This window comes from Bradyrhizobium sp. CB3481 (genome assembly GCF_029714305.1).
In the GTDB taxonomy this organism is placed as follows: Bacteria; Pseudomonadota; Alphaproteobacteria; order Rhizobiales; family Xanthobacteraceae; genus Bradyrhizobium.
In genome coordinates this window covers 4,220,062-4,238,814 of sequence record NZ_CP121647.1, presented here as the reverse complement: position 1 = coordinate 4,238,814, position 18,753 = coordinate 4,220,062, and the positions used below count along the sequence as shown (strand labels likewise).

Sequence of the window (18,753 nt, the reverse complement as noted above, 5' to 3'; positions counted from 1 at the left end):
ATCCCTGCCCGTGAGCAGCCATATCGAAATAAGCCAGGGAATGCAATGAATTAATCAGGTTGTCAGACAGCCTGTGAGCGTGGTAGCCGAGCGGAAAAGCTAGGCGGCGTGAGCGATGCTGGCGCCAGATATTCCCACGGGCATGTCAAAGCAAACGGAAGGCCGGAGATGACGACATTTGAACGCGTTGGCTTTATCGGCCTTGGCGGAATGGGACGTGGGCTGGTGAAGAACCTCGTCGCTAAGGGCGTGGCTGTCACCGCCTACGACCTTAACCCTGCTGCCGTGGCAGTCGCCAAGTCGTCTGGGGCGACCGCTGCGAAAAGTGTTCAGGAAATCCGCGACACCTGCCGCATCGTCATGATCTGCGTCAATGAAGCCGAGGATGTCGAGGCGTTGATGACCTGCGGCGACGGGCTGCTGGCCGGTCCTGCGCTGGGATTCGTCATCGTCGATCACACCACGGGCAGCCCGCAAATGGTGGCGAAGCTCGACCGCATGGTGCGCGCGGCCGGCGGGCGCTATGCGGAAGCGCCGATGACGCGAACGCCAAAACATGCCGACGCCGGTAAGGTCAACGTGCTGTTCGGTGGGGAGGGTGATCTGCTTGAGGACCTCAGGCCCTATTTCGAGCTCTATGCCGAAAACATCTTCCACATCGGTCCGCTGGGCCACGCCATCCGCCTCAAGCTCATTCACAATTACATCGCCTTCGCCAATGTAGCGGCGTGGTGCGAGGGATTTGCGCTCGCTGCGAAAGACGGACTCGATCTTTCTCAATTGATCCGCATCATCTCGGCGGCCGGCGGCAAGAGCGGCATGCTCGATCTCTACGGGCAGGCCACGCTCGAGGGCGACTTCACCCCGCTGATGTCGCTGGCGAACGCGCGCAAGGACGTGCGCTACTACGCGCGCTGGTTGGAGGAGGCGGGGCTGCCCGGGTTCATGGCCGACGCGGTGCACCAGACCTACCGGCAGGCGGCGCTGCTCGGGCATGACGGCGAGTCCTGCACCGCCGTCATCAAGGCGTATGAGGCGGTGACCGGCATCGAGGCGCGGGTAGGGCGGAAAGACCAGCAGCCGGAACAATGATCGGCGGGATATCTGATATCGCAAGATACCGGTTGCTGGTGCCGACGCCATTCTTTAAGCCGGTCCCAAATCCGTAGTCCCGCAAGCGGAGGGAACGAGCCGATGGACGCAAAAATTCGAACCGGTGGACATATTCTGATCGAGCAACTGGCCTTGCACGGCGCCGACACCGTGTTCGGCGTCCCCGGTGAAAGCTTCCTGGCGGCGCTTGACGGCATGTATCAGAGCCAGCGGGTGCGGTTCATCAACGCCCGGCAAGAGGGCGGCGCCGCCATGATGGCGGAAGCCTATGGCAAGCTGACGGGCAAGCCCGGCATCGTGTTTGCCACCCGCGGCCCGGGGGCCACCAACGCGTCTTCCGGCGTCCATGTCGCGTTCCAGGATTCGACGCCGCTGATCCTGCTGCTGGGGCAGGTCGGGCGCGACATGATGGAGCGCGAAGCGTTTCAGGAAATCGACTATCGCCAGATGTTCGGCCCGATGGCGAAGTGGGTCGCCCAGATCGACGACGCGCGGCGGATTCCAGAGTTCATCTCGCGCGCCTTCTTCACCGCGACTTCGGGCCGTCCCGGCCCGGTTGTGCTGGCATTGCCCGAGGATATGCTCACCGACACCGCCGACGTGCCGGATGCGCCGCCCTATCACCCGCTTCCGATCGCACCGGATGACGCTGGTTTGCAAAAATTCCACGCGCTGCTGTCCGCGGCGAAGAAGCCGTTCCTGATCGTCGGCGGCGGCGGATGGAGCGAGCAGGCCCGCCGCGACCTCGAGGCGTTTGCCTCAGCGCATGAGGTGCCGGTCGGCGTTTCGTTCCGCTGCCAGGATTATTTCGACAACCTGCATCCCTGCTATGGCGGCCATGTCGGCATCGGCCTCGATGCCAAGATCGCTGGGCGGATCCGCAGCAGCGATCTGGTGATCGCGCTTGGCGCAAGGCTCGGAGAGGCCACCACGGCCGGCTACACAATGTTCGATATTCCGAAGCCGAAGCAGCCGCTGGTCCACGTCTATCCCGATCCGGAAGAGATCGGCCGCGTTTATTCGCCGACGCTCGGTATGGTCGCGAGCAGCGCATCCTTTGCGGCGGCGATCAAGGGACTGGCACCGAAGCATCAATCGCGCGCCGACTACGTCAAGACTGCGCATGCCGACTATCTTGCCTTTACCGAGCCTACCAAGTCGCCCGGCGATGTGCAGCTCTCGCAGGTCGTGCGCGGTTTGAGCGACCGCTTGCCCCATGACACCATCATCTGTAACGGCGCCGGCAATTATGCCGTCTGGGTGCACCGCTTCTGGCGCTATCGGCAGTATCGCACCGAGCTCGCGCCGACCTCGGGCTCGATGGGCTACGGCCTCCCTGCGGCGGTCGCCGCCAAGCTGCAGCATCCGGAACGAACGGTCATCTGCTTTGCCGGCGACGGCTGCTTCCAGATGACCGGGCTGGAGTTCATGACCGCGGTCGAGAACCGGCTGCCGCTGATCGTGATCGTCTGCAACAACGGCATGTACGGCACGATCCGCATGCATCAGGAGCGGGAATATCCGGGCCGCGTTTCCGGTACCGATCTCGCCAACCCGGATTTTGCCGCGCTGGCGCGCGCCTGCGGCGGCTTCGGCGCCCGCGTCGAGCGGACGGAAGATTTTGCGCGCGCCTTTGATGAAGCCGTGGCAAGCGGACTTCCAGCCATCATCGAGCTCACGATCAGCCCGGAAGCATTGACGCCGGCAGCTTCGCTGAGCGAAACGCGCGCCAAGGCGCTAGCCGCACAGGCCTGATGCCGGCCTTATGTGCGCGTCGGCCGGCGCCGCTTGACGGCGCTGCGCCGGGGCGTTCGCGCCACCCGCGGTCGCAGCCGGCTCATCGTCTGGCGCGGTTTGATCGGCGGCTGCGGTCCGCGCGCCAGCTCCATCAACATGCGCAGCGCTTCCACCACGGAGCGCTGACGCACCGTGGTGCGGCCGATGGCGCCGAAGCGGAACTCGCGGTGCACGATCTTTCCGTCGCGCGAGGCGACCGCGAAATGGACGAGGCCAACCGGCTTGCCCGGCGTGGCGCCGCCCGGGCCTGCGATGCCGGTGATGGATACCGCGAGATCGACGCCGGCCTTTTCCAGCGCGCCGACTGCCATCGCGGTCGCGGTTTCCTTGCTCACGGCGCCGAAGGTTGTGAGTGTCGAAAGCTTGACGCCAAGCATCGCGCGCTTGGCCTCATTGGAATAGGTGACGAAGCCGCGGTCGATCACGTCGGATGAGCCGGGAATGTCGGTGAGCGCGCCGGCGACCAGCCCCCCCGTGCAGGACTCGGCCGTCGCGATCGTCAGCTTGCGCATCCGGCATAGATCGAGCAGCGAGCGGGAGAGGGCGCGCGCGTCGCTGCCGCTCATTTTACTCGCCCCAACCTTTATCGTCCCAGGGGAGGCGGATGGTGGCGCTCGCGGTGGCGGCGATGCCTTCCTCGCGACCGGTGAAGCCAAGCCGTTCGCTGGTCGTCGCCTTCACCGCGACGCGGGAGATATCAAGCCCGGTGATCTCAGCAATGCGGGCCCGCATGACGTCGCGCAGCGGCCCGATCTTGGGACGCTCGCAGATCATCGTGACTTCGAGATTGGCTACGCGGCCGCCGCGCGCCGTGACGCGGTCGACAGCGTACTTCAGGAACTTGTCCGAAGCGGCACCCTTCCATTGCGGATCGCTCGGCGGAAAGTGCGAGCCGATATCGCCATCCGCCAGCGCGCCGAGAATGGCGTCGACCAGGGCATGCAGGCCGACATCGCCGTCGGAATGGGCAAGAAACCCGCGGGTGTGCGGTACGCGGACGCCGCAAAGCATCAAATGATCGCCATCGCCGAAGGCGTGCACGTCATAGCCGGTGCCGGTCCTGATGTCGCCGAGCTGGGCGGCGAGGCGGGCTTCCTCGCGGACGAAATCTTCTGGCGTTGTCAGTTTCATGTTTGCAGGATCGCCTTCAAAGGTCGCCACCGTCAATCCCGCCCATTCCGCGAGTGCCGCATCATCTGTGAAATCGCTGCGGCCCTCGCGCGCGGCGCGGCGGTGGGCATCGAGAATGACATCGAAGCGAAACGCCTGCGGCGTTTGCGCGATCCGCAGTCTCGCACGGTCCGGCGTCGCCTCGACGTTGCCGGCATCACAGACCTGCTTGATCGTGTCGGCAACAGCAACGGTCGGGATGGCGGCGCCGGTCCGGCCGGCAGCATCGATCGCGCGCGAAATCACATCCGGTGTAACGAACGGCCGCGCCGCGTCGTGGATCAGGACGATGTCGGGCTTTTCCGCCGCCAGCGCCTCGAGCCCGGCATGCACCGATGCCTGGCGAGTCGCACCGCCATTGGTTGGCGGCTGATGGCGTAGTCCCGCGACGGCTTCATTGAAGATCGCGGCATCATCGGGATTGACCACCGGTTGCACGGCGAACACGTCCGGATGCTGGCAGAACGCCTGCATGGCCCGGAAGATCACCGTCTGCCCGCCGATCTCGCGATATTGCTTGGGTCCGCCGGCGCCGGCGCGAAGCCCGCGTCCGGCTGCGACGAGGATGGCGGCGGTGCGCTCAGGTCTGGGCATCTGGTCTCAAATACAAAGGAATCGAGGGTTAAGGAGGGTGTCGGCCGCGCCGGCGCACAGCCCTTACCATGCCGAATACCGAAAGCAGAGTGATTCCCGTCACCTGTGGGAAAAGCAGTTTTTGTTGCAGTGCACTTGCACAAATGATAGTTCTGTCTAAAGTGTAGGCAAGAAGCTTGACTGCCCAAGATTTGTGCTCAAAATAGGCGTCGACGGTTGCAATGAAGCCGCCGCCCCAACCATGAGAACGCCGTGACCGGCCCGGAAAGTTCGCGCTCTAAGCCGTTGAAAATAGGCGAAATTGCTGCCGCCAACCGGGTTCTCCTGGCGCCGATGTCCGGCGTCACCGATGCCCCCTTCAGACGCCTGGCTGCCCGCCTCGGCGCCGGATTGGTCGTCTCCGAGATGACCGCCAGCGACGAACTTGTGCACGGCAGGCCAATGTCGCTTCTGCGCTGCGAGAGAGCTGGGATCGGACCGCACGTTGTTCAGCTGGCGGGCTGCGAGGCGCGCTGGATGGCGGAGGGCGCCCGCGTTGCGGAAGCCGGCGGCGCCGACATCATCGACATCAACATGGGCTGTCCGGCGCGTCACGTCACCGGCGGGCAGTCGGGCTCGGCGCTGATGCGCGATCTCGATCATGCGCTCAAGCTGATCGAAGCAACGATTGCTGCGGTCAAGGTTCCGGTGACGTTGAAGATGCGGCTCGGCTGGGACGATCGATCGCTCAACGCGCCCGAACTGGCGCGCCGCGCGGAAAGCGCTGGCGTGCAGATGATCACCGTGCACGGCCGCACGCGCTGCCAGTTCTATAAAGGCGAGGCGAACTGGAATGCGGTGCGCGCGGTCAGGAATGCGGTCTCCGTACCGCTTGTCGTCAACGGCGATATCACCTCGTTCGACAAGGCTGTACAGGCGCTGAAGGCCTCGGGGGCGGACGCCGTGATGATCGGGCGCGGCGCGCAGGGCCAACCCTGGCTGCCCGGACAGATCGCGCGTCGGCTCGAAACCGGTAAGGCCGAGACCGCTCCGGCGCTCGCCGAACAGCTCGCCCATGTGCGCGCCCTCTATGACGAGGTTTGCAGCCATTACGGGCTGCGCATCGGGCTCAAGCACGCCCGCAAGCATCTCGGCTGGGCGCTGGAAACCGCCGCCCAATACAGCCGTACGCCGGCAGAGACGCTGAAGGGCTGGCGGCAGAAGATTCTGACGTCGGAGGACCCACGCCGCGTGCATCGATCGCTGCAGGATGCGTTCGATGATTTCGCATGGAGTGCTGCTGCATGACCTCAGCCGCAGAGCATCGCCGCGCCGTGCCCACCGACAGCGAGGCCATCCTCAACGCGCTGCCCAATCCGGTGTTGCTGGTGGCGCCCGATGGCCGCATCGTTGATGCCAATATCGCCGCCGAATCCTTTTTCGAAATCTCGGCGCAGTTCCTGCGCCGTCAATCCCTCAAGGAGCTGGTACCGTTCGGTAGTCCACTGCTGGCGCTGATCGACCAGGTGCGCGCGAGCGGTTCGCCGGTCAACGAATATAAGGTCGACCTCGGCACGCCCCGTATCGGTGGCGATCGCCAGGTCGATCTTCACGTCGCACCGCTCACCGAACGGCCCGGCCACATCGTCGTGATGCTGCAGGAGCGCACCATCGCCGACAAGATGGACCGGCAGCTCACGCACCGCAGCGCGGCGCGCTCGGTGATCGCGCTGGCTGCGATGCTGGCGCATGAGATCAAGAATCCCTTGTCCGGCATTCGCGGGGCAGCGCAATTGCTGGAGCAGGCGGCATCCTCCGAAGACCGCATGCTGACCCGGCTGATTTGCGACGAAGCCGACCGCATCGTCACGCTGGTCGATCGCATGGAAGTGTTTGGCGACGACCGCCCGGTGGCGCGCGGGCCGGTCAACATCCATTCCGTGCTCGATCACGTCAAACGGCTGGCGCAATCCGGCTTCGCCCGCAACATCCGCTTTATCGAGGAATACGATCCGTCGCTGCCGCCGGTGCTGGCCAATCAGGATCAGCTCATCCAGGTGTTCCTCAACCTCGTCAAGAACGCCGCGGAAGCCGTTGCCGATCTCGGCAGCGATGCGGAGATCCAGCTCACCACCGCCTTCCGTCCCGGTGTCCGCCTGTCGGTGCCGGGCAAGAAATCGCGCGTGTCGCTGCCGCTCGAGTTCTGCGTCAAGGACAATGGTTCCGGCGTGCCGGAAGACTTGCTGCCGAACCTGTTCGATCCCTTCGTGACGACAAAGCAGACCGGCAGCGGGCTCGGGCTCGCGCTGGTCGCCAAGATCGTCGGCGATCACGGCGGCATCATCGAATGCGAATCCCAGCCGCGGAAGACGACGTTCCGCGTGCTGATGCCGATGTTCAATCCAGCCAAACAGTTCGACCAAAGCAACCGCGACGGCGTTCCGGGTACGCTGCCGCCTGCCTCACAGGACGCAAGATGAGGAATAGTGATGCCCGCAGGTAGCATACTCGTTGCCGATGACGACACCGCCATCCGCACGGTTCTGAACCAGGCGCTTTCGCGCGCCGGATACGAAGTGCGCCTGACCGGAAACGCCGCGACGCTGTGGCGCTGGGTCAGCCAGGGCGAGGGCGATCTCGTCATCACCGACGTGGTGATGCCAGACGAGAACGCGTTCGACCTCTTGCCGCGCATCAAGAAGATGCGGCCAAACCTTCCCGTCATCGTCATGAGCGCGCAGAACACCTTCATGACGGCGATCCGCGCCTCGGAGCGTGGCGCTTACGAATACCTGCCGAAACCGTTCGACCTGAAGGAGCTCATCACCATCGTCGGCCGGGCGCTCGCCGAGCCGAAGGAGCGGGTGACGAGTGCGGCCGATGATTCCGAGTTCGACTCGATCCCCCTGGTCGGCCGCTCGCCGGCGATGCAGGAAATCTACCGCGTGCTGGCGCGGCTGATGCAGACGGACCTCACGGTGATGATCTCCGGCGAGTCCGGCACCGGCAAGGAGCTGGTTGCCCGCGCGCTGCATGACTACGGCAAGCGCCGTAACGGCCCGTTCGTCGCGGTCAACATGGCGGCGATCCCGCGCGACCTCATCGAATCCGAATTGTTCGGCCATGAGCGCGGCGCGTTCACCGGCGCCAATACCCGAGCCTCCGGCCGGTTCGAACAGGCCGAGGGCGGGACGTTGTTCCTCGACGAAATCGGCGACATGCCGATGGAGGCGCAGACGCGGCTATTACGCGTGCTGCAGCAGGGAGAATACACCACGGTCGGCGGCCGCACCCCGATCAAGACCGACGTCCGGATCGTGGCCGCCAGCAACAAGGATCTGCGCATCCTGATCCAGCAGGGGCTGTTCCGGGAGGACCTGTTCTTCCGACTCAACGTCGTGCCGCTGCGCCTGCCGCCACTTCGCGAGCGGATCGAGGATCTGCCTGACCTCATCAGGCATTTCTTCTCGCTCGCCGAGAAGGACGGCCTGCCGCCGAAGAAGCTCGACGCGCTGGCGCTGGAGCGCCTCAAGCAGCACCGCTGGCCTGGCAACGTCCGCGAGCTCGAAAACCTCGCGCGCCGGCTGGCCGCGCTCTACCCGCAGGACGTCATCACGGCCTCGGTGATCGATGGCGAATTGGCGCCGCCCGCCGTCACCTCAGGCGGCAACGCGCCGATCGGTGTTGAGAATCTCGGTGGGGCGGTCGAGGCCTACCTGTCCTCACACTTCTCGGGTTTCCCGAACGGCGTGCCGCCGCCGGGACTCTACCACCGCATCCTCAAGGAGATCGAGGTGCCGCTGCTCACCGCAGCGCTGGCAGCCACGCGCGGCAACCAGATTCGCGCCGCCGACCTGCTCGGCCTCAACCGCAATACGCTGCGCAAGAAGATCAGAGACCTCGATATCCAGGTCTATCGGAGCGGCGGGTAGCGAATCATGAACCCATCGGGGACTGGGGGCGCGCACTCATTATTCGCTATGAGTACGCGCCTTGCACGCGCGATGGCTTGGTGAAGCTACCCGATTTCGTGACCTCCCCACCCTGATCAGAAGGGGCGCTGGCAGCGCCGCGGGAACTTGGGCAGGATGGGACCTCGCGGTTGAAACGTTGCTGCACGGTTCTGGCGCAGAAAAGTTTGAGCGTCTTTCCCAAATCCCCCATGCCTTGTCCGATTAAGCTTGCCGATGGCAGCTTCGCAATAAACCGGTGAGGGCCGGATTTCGTGATTCGGCGTTCTGGCAATTTTACCACTTGCTTGAAAATAACGCCCGTAAGCTGTTGATAAAGCGAACATCTTACTGATGCCGCATTTCGGCAACATTGTGATATGAATGCATCAGTCCGCGAACAGGCGGGCCTACGCCCTTCAGCTCACCGATTGCCGGAATGACCACCGCAGAGACGACCTCGGCACCATCATTAGACCCGTCGCTTGCCGAATCCGGAGGAGGGATCCTGCGGAAATGGGTGGCGCCGTTTGCGGTTGCGATCGCGCTGCTGTCGGCGTTTCTGACCTTCATGGTCCTGGCCGGCCTGACACCGATCGAGCCGACCCGGCACGTTGTCTATTCGTTCCTGCTGATCAATGCGGCGACCGTCCTGCTGCTGGTTGGCATCATCGTCCGCGAAGTCTGGCTGGTGATCCAGGCGCGGCGGCGCGGCCGGGCGGCGGCGCGGCTGCACGTCCAGATCGTCGGCCTGTTCTCCGTCATCGCCGTACTCCCGGCGGTCGTGGTTGCCATTGTCGCCAATGTCACCCTCGATCGCGGCCTCGATAGGTTGTTTTCCGGGCCGACGCGCGCCGCGATCGAGAACTCGCTGAACATTGCCCGGGCCTACGTCAATGAGCACGCCTATCTGATCAACAGCGACATCCTCGGGATGGCCAACGACCTCTCGAATGCGCGGCCGCTTTACGACCAGGACCGGCAGTCATTTTTGGAGTTGCTGACCAGCAATGCGGCATCGCGCAATTTGCCCGGCGCGATGCTGATCGACAAGGATCGCAACGTTCTGGTGACGGCGCAAACCGGCATCAACCAGCAATTTGCGACGCCGCCCCAGGAGTTCCTCAACGATGTCAGCGAAACCAAGCCGGAGATCGGGGTCTTTCCGGAAGAAAACTATGTCGCTGCCGTCATTCGCCTGCGCGGCTTTACCGACACTTTCCTTTATGTTGCCCGGCTGCTCGAACCCCGGGTGGTCAGCCAGCTGAAGCAGACGCAGGCAAGCGTTGCCGAATATGCCCAGATCGAGGCGCGCCGGCTCGGCATCCAGGTCACCTTCGCGCTGATGTTTGCAGTGATTGCGCTGACGATCTTGATGGCGTCGGTGCTGATCGGATTGAACTTTGCCAACTGGCTGGTGGCGCCGATCCGCAATCTGATGAGCGCGGCCAATATCGTCTCGACCGGCGATCTGCACGTCCAGGTGCCGGTCCACAAATCCGAGGGCGACCTCGCGCAGCTCGGCGAGACCTTCAACAAGATGACGGCCGAACTGCGCAGCCAGCGCGACGAGCTGGTCAGCGCGTCTGACCTGATCGACAGCCGCCGCCGCTTCATCGAGGCGGTGCTGTCCTCGGCCAGCGCCGGCATCATCGGCGTCGATGCGTCGGGCAGCGTCGGCATTCTGAACCGCTCGGCCGAGAAGCTGATTGGCCACGCCGAATCCGAGACGCTCGACCATCCGCTGTCGGACGTGCTGCCCGAGCTCGACGACATGATGAAGACCGCGCGCGAAGGAGCGCAGCGCCTGGTGCAGGGCCAGATCACGATCATGCGCGACGGCCATGAGCGCAACCTGTCGGTCCGCGTCAGCGCCGAGCAGACCAGCGGCTCGCGCGACAGCTACATCATCACGCTCGACGACATCACCGAGCTGGTCTCGGCGCAGCGAACCTCGGCATGGGGCGACGTGGCGCGGCGCATCGCCCATGAAATCAAGAACCCGCTGACGCCGATCCAGCTCTCCGCGGAACGAATCCGCCGTAAATTCGGCAAGGTCATCATCGAAGACAAGAACATCTTCGAACAATGTACCGAAACCATCGTACGACAGGTCGACGACATCAGAAGGATGGTCGATGAATTCTCCCGCTTCGCGCGGATGCCAAAGCCGGTCATGGAAGGCGAGGACGTCGCCGATACCGTGCGGCAGGCGGTATTTCTCATGAAGGTCGGCCATCCCGATCTCGATATCGAGGCCGATATCAAGCAGGATCCGATGCGCGCGCAGTTCGACCGCCGGCTGATCTCGCAGGCGCTGACCAACATCATCAAGAACGCGACCGAGGCGATCGAGCAGGTGCCGCCGGAAGAACTCGGCAAGGGCCGCATCGACGTCGTCGCCGCCCGCGAAAACGACGACATCGTGATCGACGTGGTCGACAATGGCATCGGACTGCCCAAGGTGAGCCGTGCGCGGCTGCTGGAGCCCTATGTGACGACGCGGGCAAAGGGCACTGGACTCGGGCTCGCCATTGTCGGCCGCGTATTGGAAGACCATGGCGGCCGCATCGAACTCAAGGACGCTTCCGATTTCCGGCCCGGGCAGCGCGGGGCGTGGATGCGGCTGCGCTTCGCCGTCTCCGGCCAGGCGAAGCCGCCGACTGCGGAAGCAGGTCGGCGGGCAAGTGAAACAAAAGGGTCGTCAAGCGAAACCAATGCGGCGGCATCCGCGACCAATGATCAAGCAAAAACCGAAGCCGCGACAGGCAACTGACAAGACAGGTGTAACCCATGGCCAGTGACATTCTGATTGTCGATGACGAAGCCGATATTCGTGACCTCGTTGCGGGCATCCTGGAGGACGAAGGCTTCAATACGCGTACTGCGCGCGACAGCGATTCGGCGCTGGCCGAGATTTCCAGCCGCCGGCCGCATCTGGTGTTTCTCGATATCTGGCTGCAGGGCTCCAAGCTCGACGGGTTGCAATTGCTCGAGCAGGTCAAGAAGGAGCATGCCGACGTTCCCGTGGTGATGATTTCCGGGCACGGCAACATCGAGACCGCCGTCGCTGCGATCAAGCGCGGCGCCTATGACTTCATCGAAAAGCCCTTCAAGTCCGACCGGCTGATCCTAGTGGCGACGCGGGCGCTGGAGAATTCACGCCTCAAGCGCGAAGTGAAGGAGCTGAAACAGCTGGCGCCCACCGCGAGCGTTCTCACCGGACGCTCCGCCTGCATGAATCAGTTGCGCCAGACCATCGACCGCGCGGCGAAGGCCAACAGCCGCATCCTGATCGTCGGCCCGTCCGGCTCGGGGAAGGAACTGGTCGCGCGCACGCTCCACAATGCATCGAGCCGTGCAGAAGGACCGTTCGTCGTCATCAACGCCGCGGCGATCACGCCGGAGCGGATGGAGGTGGAGCTGTTCGGTATCGAACAGACCAACGGCGAGCATCCGCGCAAGCCGGGCGCGCTGGAAGAGGCCCACGGTGGCACGCTGTTCATCGACGAAATCGCTGACATGCCGCGCGAGACCCAGAACAAGATCCTGCGCGTGCTGGTCGACCAGACCTTCCAGCGCTCGGGCGGCACGGCCAAGATCCATGTCGATGTCCGCATCATCTCCTCGACGGCGCGCAACCTGGAGGAAGAGATCGCGGAAGGGCGCTTCCGCGAGGATCTCTACCATCGCCTGTCGGTGGTGCCGATCCGGGTTCCTCCGCTGTCGGAGCGCCGCGAGGACATCCCCGAACTGATCGACTATTTCATGGACCAGATATCGGCGGCGACCGGCCTGCCGAAGCGGCAGATCGGCCAGGACGCGATGGCGGTACTGCAGTCCCATGTCTGGCCCGGCAACGTCCGCCAGCTCCGCAACAATGTCGAACGGGTCATGATTCTGGCCGGTGGCGGGCCTGAAGCGATCATCACCGCCGACATGCTGCCGCAGGATGTCGGGTCGATGGTGCCGGCGATGCCGACCAGCAACAACGGCGAGCACATCATGGGGTTGCCGCTGCGCGAGGCGCGGGAAGTGTTCGAACGTGACTACCTGATCGCGCAGATCAGCCGGTTCTCCGGCAACATCTCGCGCACCGCCGAATTCGTCGGCATGGAGCGTTCGGCACTGCACCGCAAGTTGAAGGCGCTTGGAGTCGGTTGAGGCCCTCAGTGAATCGCTTGTTCGCGAGGTACCGCAATTCGCGCCTCAAATCGCGTCATTGGCGCCGATCCATGCACTTGCTTTGGAATATTTATCTCTTTCGGCAGTTTTGCGGAGAATGGCCACTGGGTTCCGAGCAGGCGGAGCCCGAACCGGCTTGCCTTAGAACCGCGCGTACCTTCTAATCAAACCGCCGAGCCTACCGGAGGGGGATCTCAGGGGAAGCCGGCGAGTCGGGGCAGGCTCCGTGAGAGAGCAACAACCGGCTTAACAACAAGAAACACGAGACGGCGGGACAAAAAACAATGGCGGCAGACCGCGCACAAAACCTACAAGACACCTTCCTTAATCACGTTCGAAAAACAAAAACGCCACTGACGATCTTCCTGGTCAACGGAGTAAAGCTGCAAGGGATTGTTACTTGGTTCGACAACTTCTGCTTGCTGCTTCGGCGCGACGGTCATTCGCAGCTTGTCTATAAGCATGCGATCTCGACCATCATGCCGGGGGCTCCGATCCAGCTGTTCGAAGGCGGCGAGGATGCTCCGGCTTGAGAGTGAACTGATTGGAACCCCTCGACCGTAAAGGGAACGCCGACCGTCCGCGGTCGGCAGAGGGTCAACAAAGCGGGCGGGTGGTCGTCATCGGCCCTTACTTGCGAATGCGCCGTGGCGATGCCGATGCGCAGGCGAACGATTCCGTGCGCGATTTCGAAGCCCGGCTCGATGAAGCCGCCGGGCTCGCGCGGGCCATCGACCTCATGATCGCCGATGCCGTGATCGCGCCGGTCGGCCAGATCCGGCCGGCGACCTATCTCGGCAAGGGCAAGGTCGAGGAGATCACCGGCCTGATCGCGGGCCATGACATCGAGCTGGTGGTGATGGACTGCGCGCTGTCGCCGATCCAGCAGCGCAATCTCGAGAAGGCCTGGAGCACCAAAGTGCTCGACCGCACCGGCCTGATCCTGGAAATCTTCGGCCGCCGCGCCAAGACCAAGGAAGGCGCGCTGCAGGTCGAGCTGGCGCATCTGAACTATCAGCGCAGCCGCCTGGTACGGTCCTGGACGCATCTGGAGCGCCAGCGCGGCGGCTTCGGCTTCATGGGCGGCCCCGGCGAGACCCAGATCGAAGCCGACCGCCGGCTGATCGGCGACCGCATCACGCGGCTGGAGAGCGAGCTGAAGAAGGTGCAGGCGACGCGGCGGCTGCATCGCGCCGGCCGGCAGCGTGTGCCGTACCGCGTGGTGGCGCTGGTCGGTTACACCAATGCCGGCAAGTCGACGCTGTTCAACCGCCTGACGCGCGCCGACGTGCAGGCGGTGGACATGCTGTTTGCGACGCTCGATCCGACCTTACGCGCGCTGAGCCTGCCGCATGGCGGCAAGGCGATGCTGTCGGACACCGTCGGATTCATCTCCAACCTGCCGACGCAGCTCGTCGCCGCATTCCGTGCCACGTTGGAAGAGGTGCTGGAGGCCGACATCATTCTCCACGTCCGCGATATCTCGCATGAGGACGCCGAGGCGCAGGAGCGCGATGTCGATGCCGTGCTGCGCCAGCTTGGAATCGATCCTGACGCCGGCGGACGCATCCTCGAAGTCTGGAACAAGATCGACCGCTTCGATTCCGACGAGCGCGAGAACCTGCGCAACATCGCATCCCGCCGCCCGCCGGAGCGGCCATGTTTTCTGGTCTCCGCCGCCACCGGGGAGGGGATCAACGAGCTATTGACCGCGATCGAGGAGCGGCTGGCCACTACACGCACGACACTCGATCTGTCGATCGATGCCGCCGATGGCGCCGGGATCAGCTGGCTTCATCGCAATGCTGAAGTGCTCGCCAAGGAACTTCACGACGGCCGCTTCGACATGACGGTGCGCGTCGACGAGACCAAGCGCGATATCGTGGTCAATCGCTTCGCGGCCGTGCCGCACGTGGCGTGAATTCAAAGCTCAACGCGCGCGCTTCGCTTCGTTCCAGAGCGCGTCCATCTCTTCGAGGCTAGCGTCGTCGAGCGAGCGTTCCTTCGCCGCGAGCGCACGCTCGATATAGGCGAAACGCCGCTCGAATTTGGCGTTGGTTCCGCGCAATGCCGCCTCCGGATCGGCGCCGACATGGCGTGCCAGATTGACCAGCGCGAACAGCAGGTCGCCGGTCTCTTCCGCCAGCTCCTGCTTGTCATTGCGATCGAGCGCCGCCTCGATCTCGTCGGCCTCCTCGCGGATCTTGCTCAGCACTGCGCGGGGATCGTTCCAGTCGAAGCCGACGGTGGAGGCCTTGCGCTGCAATTCCACGGCGCGGGTGAGCGCCGGCAGTCCCGCCTTGACGCTTGAGAGCAGCGACTGGTGCGAAGTTTCTTCCGGCGGCCGCCGCGCCGCGCGCTCGGCCTTTTCCTCGGCCTTAATGCGCTCCCAGGCGCTCTTGACGCCGGCGGGCGCGATGTTGCCGTCCTTGTCGGCGAACACATGCGGGTGGCGGCGGATCAGCTTCCGCGTGATCGCTTCGACCACGTCGCCGAAAGCAAAAGCGTTCTGCTCTTCCGCCATGCGGGCGTGGTAGACGACCTGCAGCAGGAGATCGCCGAGTTCCTCGCGCAGGTCGTCGAGGTCGCCGCGCGTAATGGCATCGGCGACCTCATAAGCCTCCTCGATGGTATAGGGCGCAATCGTCGCAAAGTCCTGCTCGAGGTCCCATGGGCAACCGGTCACGGGCGTGCGCAGTGCCGCCATGATTTCGATGAGCCGTGAAATATCGCGGGAAGGGGTCATGGATCGTCCGTCGTCGAGGAAGGCCGTCGCTTTATGCCGCAAGCGGCGCGCCGATCCCAGCGGAACGCGCTAAGATCGAGGCAATTTCCACCGATTGGCCTCAAAGCCCGGGAGTGCTATTGGGCCCTCATGACCGATCCATTTTCCTCCGAAACCGCGCTGGTGCTGTTCTCCGGCGGACAGGATTCCACCACCTGCCTCGCCTGGGCTCTGCAGCGCTTTGCCCGTGTCGAAACGCTAGGCTTCGCCTACGGCCAACGCCATGCGATCGAGCTTGACTGCCGCGAACGACTGCTTTCGGGCATCACATCGCTGCGGCCGGATTGGGCGGCAAAAATCGGCGAGAGCCATACTTTGGAAATTCCGACACTGGCAGAAATTTCCGACACCGCGCTGACGCGCGATGTCGAGATCAGGATGGGCGAGGACGGCTTGCCCAATACGTTCGTCCCCGGCCGCAACCTGGTGTTCCTCACCTTCGCCGCGGCGCTGGCCTACCGGCGCGGCATCCGCCACATCGTCGGCGGCATGTGCGAGACGGACTATTCCGGCTATCCGGATTGCCGCGACGAGACGATCAAGGCGCTGCAGTCCGCGCTCAATCTCGGCATGGCGAAGAATTTTGAGCTGCATACGCCGCTGATGTGGCTCGACAAGGCCGCCACCTGGAAGCTCGCACATGACCTCGGCGGGACAGGGCTGGTCGATCTGATCCGCGAGTACTCCCACACGTGCTATCTTGGCGAACGGGGCGCGCGGCACGATTGGGGCTATGGCTGCGGCGAATGCCCGGCCTGCGCGTTGCGGGCCAAGGGCTGGCGCGAATATGCGGCAAAGTGAGAGGGGGGCCGTTCCATCGTCTGCCGGCCGTATTCCGGAGGCCGGGTTCTGAACCAAATCGATAGGGTTTGAACTAAGTGGTTAAGACGGGGAAAATACGGGTTTCGTATATCTTTGCGTAACGTCGATCGACGCGAACGTGACAGGAATGATGATAGATCGGCCAGCCCGCGACCAGCTTTCCCGAAACATCAGGCTTCTCGTTTCAGGAAAGATCAGCAGCGACCAATTCGAGGATAGCATCCCCGAGACCAGCGATGCTGCGATCATGGCGTTCGCGGGCATGACCTGGCTGCTCTACAGTGACGTGTCCGGCCACCGGCTGGTCGGACGTTACGCGGAGTCGAGAACGCGCCGGGAAGTGCTGCGCTGGGTCCTGTTCCTCGACAGCGATTTTCAATACAACTGGCCAAAGATGTACCTGCCCGGAGTGCAGCCATTTCGGCGGGTTCGGCCGGCGCTATTGAGGTGGCTGAGCTGGCCCAATGCGATCTCTCCTGAACATGCAGCCGAGTTTCTGGCGGCCGGCGATCGTCTCGCATGGCCGTTCATTTCCCGGTCGGAGTTCAAGCACGCTTTGAGGGATCCCAGGCGGTTAGCTGGAAACTCTAGTCGAAGACCATTGGAAGCCGGTGTTTCGCCGTGATCGCGCGAGGCAACGGAACATATCGTTTGGGTTAACCAAAATCCCCGGGCGTCAGCTCGATCGGTGCACCATGCGGGGTGCGTTCCGCGGCGTGATCCCAGGCATCGCGGTAGCGATGAAGTAGATCCGACGTCGCAACGCCCTTGGCGGCGACCAGTGTCTCCAATGTTGCGAGCCAATGCTGATAATAGGTTTCGCCCGTATCAGGGTCGCCGGCCGCTTGCGCCCGCTTGATCTGCGCCCCCAGCGTCTCCGCCCATTCCTTCCAGGTGAACACGCCGGCCTCATGCAGCGCCAGCGCCATGGCGAAAGCGCGGGCTTCCCACGGCTCGCGAAACACCGGGCCGTCCTCGTCACGGGGGACGCCGGGAACAGCGACGGCCGCCCGCATCGCCTGCTGCGGGGTCAGGCCCATCACACGCGCTCCAGATAGGATTCCCAGGCGTCGACGGAGACGCTCAGCGTCGGGTGGGTGTCCTTGCCCCACAACTCCGGCCCGTCGAACCGTACCGTGTAAAGCCATTGCGGGTCCTCCCCCTTGCCGAGCGAGTTGGTGTCGGGGAAGACGTGGCAGCCGTGATTGAGCTCGACGGTGCCGAGATGGCCGCGAACATATTGCGGCAGCCGCGTATGCGTTATCGGGTGGATGTCCTTCATCCGCACGGTCTCGCCGATCGCAAACAGCGCCGGCGCCTTCGGCGCGCGTTCGGTCGGGCCGCCGCGCCTGATCGCCGGCGTGACCTCATTGGGCGCGATCGGCTTGATGCCGGGCTTGGGAGGGGAGAGCACCTTGCCGGCTTGGATCTCCTCGCGCGTCACCAGCCCGCGCTCGATCATCAGCGTTTCGAGGCCTGCCAGCCAGATCTGAAAATAGCTTTTGCTGAGGTAATCCTCGGGCGGCCGGTTCTCGCGCGCAAACCGCGACATGTCGATATTCCAGCCGCCCGGGCGCGCCATCGCGACCGTCAGCGCAAAGGCGCGGCGTTCCCAATCGCCATGAAACACCGGCTCGTTCGGTTCAGGTACGACCGGGCCGAAACCCTTGGCGCCGCCCATGTCATGCGCGCCGTCCATCACGCAATCTCGCCAGGTTGTTTCGGCAGGCCGGTGCCGATCATGCTGTCACGGGTGACGAGTTCGGCGAGCTGTTGTTCGCTCCAGCCCTCGGTGCCCGCAGGCCGCATCGGCAGCACGAGGTAGCGGATTTCGGCGGTGGAGTCCCAGACCCGGATTTTGGTCGTCTCCGGCAGCGTCACGCCGAAATCCTTCAGGACACCGCGTGGATCGGAGACAGCGCGGGAGCGGTAGGGCGCAGATTTGTACCAGACCGGCGGCAGCCCGAGCACCGGATGCGGGTAGCAGGAGCACAGCGTGCACACGACCATGTTGTGCTGCTCGGGGGTGTTCTCCACCACCACCATGTGCTCGCCCTGGCGGCCGGAATAGTCGAGTTCGGCGATCGCAGCCGACGCATTCTTCATCAGCCGCGCATGATAGGCCGGATCGCTCCAGGCCTTGGCCACCACGCGGATGCCGTTGCGCGGGCCGATCTTCGTCTCGTAGAGATCGATCAGCAGGTCGAGCGCGGCGGGATCAACATAGCCCTTCTCGGTCAGGATCGACTCCAGCGCGCGTACGCGCAGCTCGGTCTCCGACAATTCGGAATGGTCGTGATCGTGGTGGTGATGGTGGCCGTGGTGGTCGTGATCGTGGTCGCTCATGGGGTGAGGATA

At 63.9% G+C, this 18,753-nt stretch carries 17 protein-coding genes; 11 read left to right on the top strand and 6 right to left on the bottom strand.

All coding sequences use genetic code 11. The annotated features are described in order from the left end of the window. The first annotated feature begins 168 nt into the window (after nt 1–168). Nucleotides 169–1,092 (top strand): NAD(P)-dependent oxidoreductase, encoded by a 924-nt coding sequence (locus QA643_RS20570; RefSeq protein ID WP_283027737.1) that lies wholly within the window; start codon nt 169–171, stop codon nt 1,090–1,092. A gap of 102 nt (nt 1,093–1,194) precedes the next feature. Continuing rightward, a complete protein-coding gene (locus tag QA643_RS20565; protein ID WP_283027736.1) occupies nt 1,195–2,868 on the top strand; it encodes a thiamine pyrophosphate-binding protein in 1,674 nt (557 codons plus the stop codon). Between the two features lie 8 nt (nt 2,869–2,876). Here the strand turns inward: QA643_RS20565 and QA643_RS20560 are convergent, their stop codons facing one another. Beyond that, nucleotides 2,877–3,476 (bottom strand): CinA family protein, encoded by a 600-nt coding sequence (locus QA643_RS20560; protein ID WP_283027735.1) that lies wholly within the window; start codon nt 3,474–3,476, stop codon nt 2,877–2,879. A gap of 1 nt (nt 3,477) precedes the next feature. Next, the gene (locus tag QA643_RS20555) at nt 3,478–4,674 is read right to left on the bottom strand and encodes a bifunctional 2-C-methyl-D-erythritol 4-phosphate cytidylyltransferase/2-C-methyl-D-erythritol 2,4-cyclodiphosphate synthase (protein WP_283027734.1); all 1,197 of its coding nucleotides are present in this window, start codon (nt 4,672–4,674) and stop codon (nt 3,478–3,480) included. 285 nt (nt 4,675–4,959) lie between these two features. Between QA643_RS20555 and dusB the strand changes: the two genes are divergently transcribed. The 7 genes from dusB to hflX all read left to right on the top strand — a co-directional run bounded on the left by dusB (nt 4,960) and on the right by hflX (nt 14,709). Then, nucleotides 4,960–5,961 carry a tRNA dihydrouridine synthase DusB gene (gene dusB / locus QA643_RS20550; protein WP_283034866.1) on the top strand — a complete coding sequence of 334 codons (1,002 nt, stop codon included), beginning with the start codon at nt 4,960–4,962 and terminating at the stop codon, nt 5,959–5,961. Next, nucleotides 5,958–7,133, top strand: a complete 1,176-nt coding sequence (locus QA643_RS20545) for a nitrogen regulation protein NR(II) (protein ID WP_283027733.1) — start codon at nt 5,958–5,960, stop codon at nt 7,131–7,133. Before dusB ends, QA643_RS20545 begins: the two co-directional genes overlap by 4 nt. A gap of 9 nt (nt 7,134–7,142) precedes the next feature. Further along, complete coding sequence (ntrC, locus tag QA643_RS20540) at nt 7,143–8,585, top strand: nitrogen regulation protein NR(I) (RefSeq protein WP_283027732.1); 1,443 nt, start codon at nt 7,143–7,145, stop codon at nt 8,583–8,585. 457 nt (nt 8,586–9,042) lie between these two features. After that, nucleotides 9,043–11,379 carry a PAS domain-containing sensor histidine kinase gene (locus QA643_RS20535; RefSeq protein ID WP_283027731.1) on the top strand — a complete coding sequence of 779 codons (2,337 nt, stop codon included), beginning with the start codon at nt 9,043–9,045 and terminating at the stop codon, nt 11,377–11,379. Between the two features lie 17 nt (nt 11,380–11,396). Then, nucleotides 11,397–12,767: a sigma-54 dependent transcriptional regulator gene (locus QA643_RS20530; RefSeq protein WP_283027730.1), complete on the top strand. Its 1,371-nt coding sequence runs from the start codon at nt 11,397–11,399 to the stop codon at nt 12,765–12,767. 305 nt (nt 12,768–13,072) lie between these two features. Then, complete coding sequence (hfq, locus tag QA643_RS20525) at nt 13,073–13,321, top strand: RNA chaperone Hfq (protein WP_006020546.1); 249 nt, start codon at nt 13,073–13,075, stop codon at nt 13,319–13,321. An 11-nt stretch (nt 13,322–13,332) separates the two neighbouring features. Then, the gene (hflX, locus tag QA643_RS20520) at nt 13,333–14,709 is read left to right on the top strand and encodes a GTPase HflX (RefSeq protein WP_283027728.1); all 1,377 of its coding nucleotides are present in this window, start codon (nt 13,333–13,335) and stop codon (nt 14,707–14,709) included. 9 nt (nt 14,710–14,718) lie between these two features. On the opposite strand, the gene mazG is transcribed toward hflX, so the two are convergent. Next, nucleotides 14,719–15,534: a nucleoside triphosphate pyrophosphohydrolase gene (mazG, locus tag QA643_RS20515; protein ID WP_283027727.1), complete on the bottom strand. Its 816-nt coding sequence runs from the start codon at nt 15,532–15,534 to the stop codon at nt 14,719–14,721. A 129-nt stretch (nt 15,535–15,663) separates the two neighbouring features. Between mazG and queC the strand changes: the two genes are divergently transcribed. After that, nucleotides 15,664–16,374: a 7-cyano-7-deazaguanine synthase QueC gene (gene queC / locus QA643_RS20510; protein ID WP_283027726.1), complete on the top strand. Its 711-nt coding sequence runs from the start codon at nt 15,664–15,666 to the stop codon at nt 16,372–16,374. Between the two features lie 148 nt (nt 16,375–16,522). Continuing rightward, nucleotides 16,523–17,020, top strand: a complete 498-nt coding sequence (locus tag QA643_RS20505) for a hypothetical protein (protein ID WP_283027725.1) — start codon at nt 16,523–16,525, stop codon at nt 17,018–17,020. Between the two features lie 31 nt (nt 17,021–17,051). Here the strand turns inward: QA643_RS20505 and QA643_RS20500 are convergent, their stop codons facing one another. The 3 genes from QA643_RS20500 to nthA are packed head-to-tail and all read right to left on the bottom strand — an operon-like array spanning nt 17,052 to nt 18,741. Beyond that, nucleotides 17,052–17,435 carry a nitrile hydratase accessory protein gene (locus QA643_RS20500; RefSeq protein ID WP_283027724.1) on the bottom strand — a complete coding sequence of 128 codons (384 nt, stop codon included), beginning with the start codon at nt 17,433–17,435 and terminating at the stop codon, nt 17,052–17,054. Continuing rightward, nucleotides 17,435–18,094, bottom strand: coding sequence for a nitrile hydratase subunit beta (gene nthB / locus QA643_RS20495; protein WP_283027723.1), 660 nt, complete (start codon nt 18,092–18,094; stop codon nt 17,435–17,437). Before nthB ends, QA643_RS20500 begins: the two co-directional genes overlap by 1 nt. Beyond that, a complete protein-coding gene (gene nthA, locus QA643_RS20490; protein WP_283027722.1) occupies nt 18,094–18,741 on the bottom strand; it encodes a nitrile hydratase subunit alpha in 648 nt (215 codons plus the stop codon). The genes nthB and nthA overlap by 1 nt, the downstream gene beginning before the upstream one ends. Nucleotides 18,742–18,753 lie beyond the last annotated feature (12 nt).

Bases quoted from the DNA above. Each gene is read 5' to 3' on its own strand.
- QA643_RS20565 (WP_283027736.1), top strand. From the start codon at position 1,195: ATGGACGCAAAAATTCGAACCGGTGGACATATTCTGATCGAGCAACTG.
- QA643_RS20535 (WP_283027731.1), top strand. From the start codon at position 9,043: ATGACCACCGCAGAGACGACCTCGGCACCATCATTAGACCCGTCGCTT.
- hfq (WP_006020546.1), top strand. From the start codon at position 13,073: ATGGCGGCAGACCGCGCACAAAACCTACAAGACACCTTCCTTAATCAC.
- nthB (WP_283027723.1), bottom strand. From the start codon at position 18,094: ATGGACGGCGCGCATGACATGGGCGGCGCCAAGGGTTTCGGCCCGGTC.
- queC (WP_283027726.1), top strand. From the start codon at position 15,664: ATGACCGATCCATTTTCCTCCGAAACCGCGCTGGTGCTGTTCTCCGGC.
- QA643_RS20530 (WP_283027730.1), top strand. From the start codon at position 11,397: ATGGCCAGTGACATTCTGATTGTCGATGACGAAGCCGATATTCGTGAC.
- QA643_RS20560 (WP_283027735.1), bottom strand. From the start codon at position 3,476: ATGAGCGGCAGCGACGCGCGCGCCCTCTCCCGCTCGCTGCTCGATCTA.
- ntrC (WP_283027732.1), top strand. From the start codon at position 7,143: ATGCCCGCAGGTAGCATACTCGTTGCCGATGACGACACCGCCATCCGC.
- QA643_RS20555 (WP_283027734.1), bottom strand. From the start codon at position 4,674: ATGCCCAGACCTGAGCGCACCGCCGCCATCCTCGTCGCAGCCGGACGC.
- QA643_RS20505 (WP_283027725.1), top strand. From the start codon at position 16,523: ATGATGATAGATCGGCCAGCCCGCGACCAGCTTTCCCGAAACATCAGG.
- nthA (WP_283027722.1), bottom strand. From the start codon at position 18,741: ATGAGCGACCACGATCACGACCACCACGGCCACCATCACCACCACGAT.
- QA643_RS20545 (WP_283027733.1), top strand. From the start codon at position 5,958: ATGACCTCAGCCGCAGAGCATCGCCGCGCCGTGCCCACCGACAGCGAG.
- QA643_RS20570 (WP_283027737.1), top strand. From the start codon at position 169: ATGACGACATTTGAACGCGTTGGCTTTATCGGCCTTGGCGGAATGGGA.
- mazG (WP_283027727.1), bottom strand. From the start codon at position 15,534: ATGACCCCTTCCCGCGATATTTCACGGCTCATCGAAATCATGGCGGCA.
- QA643_RS20500 (WP_283027724.1), bottom strand. From the start codon at position 17,435: ATGGGCCTGACCCCGCAGCAGGCGATGCGGGCGGCCGTCGCTGTTCCC.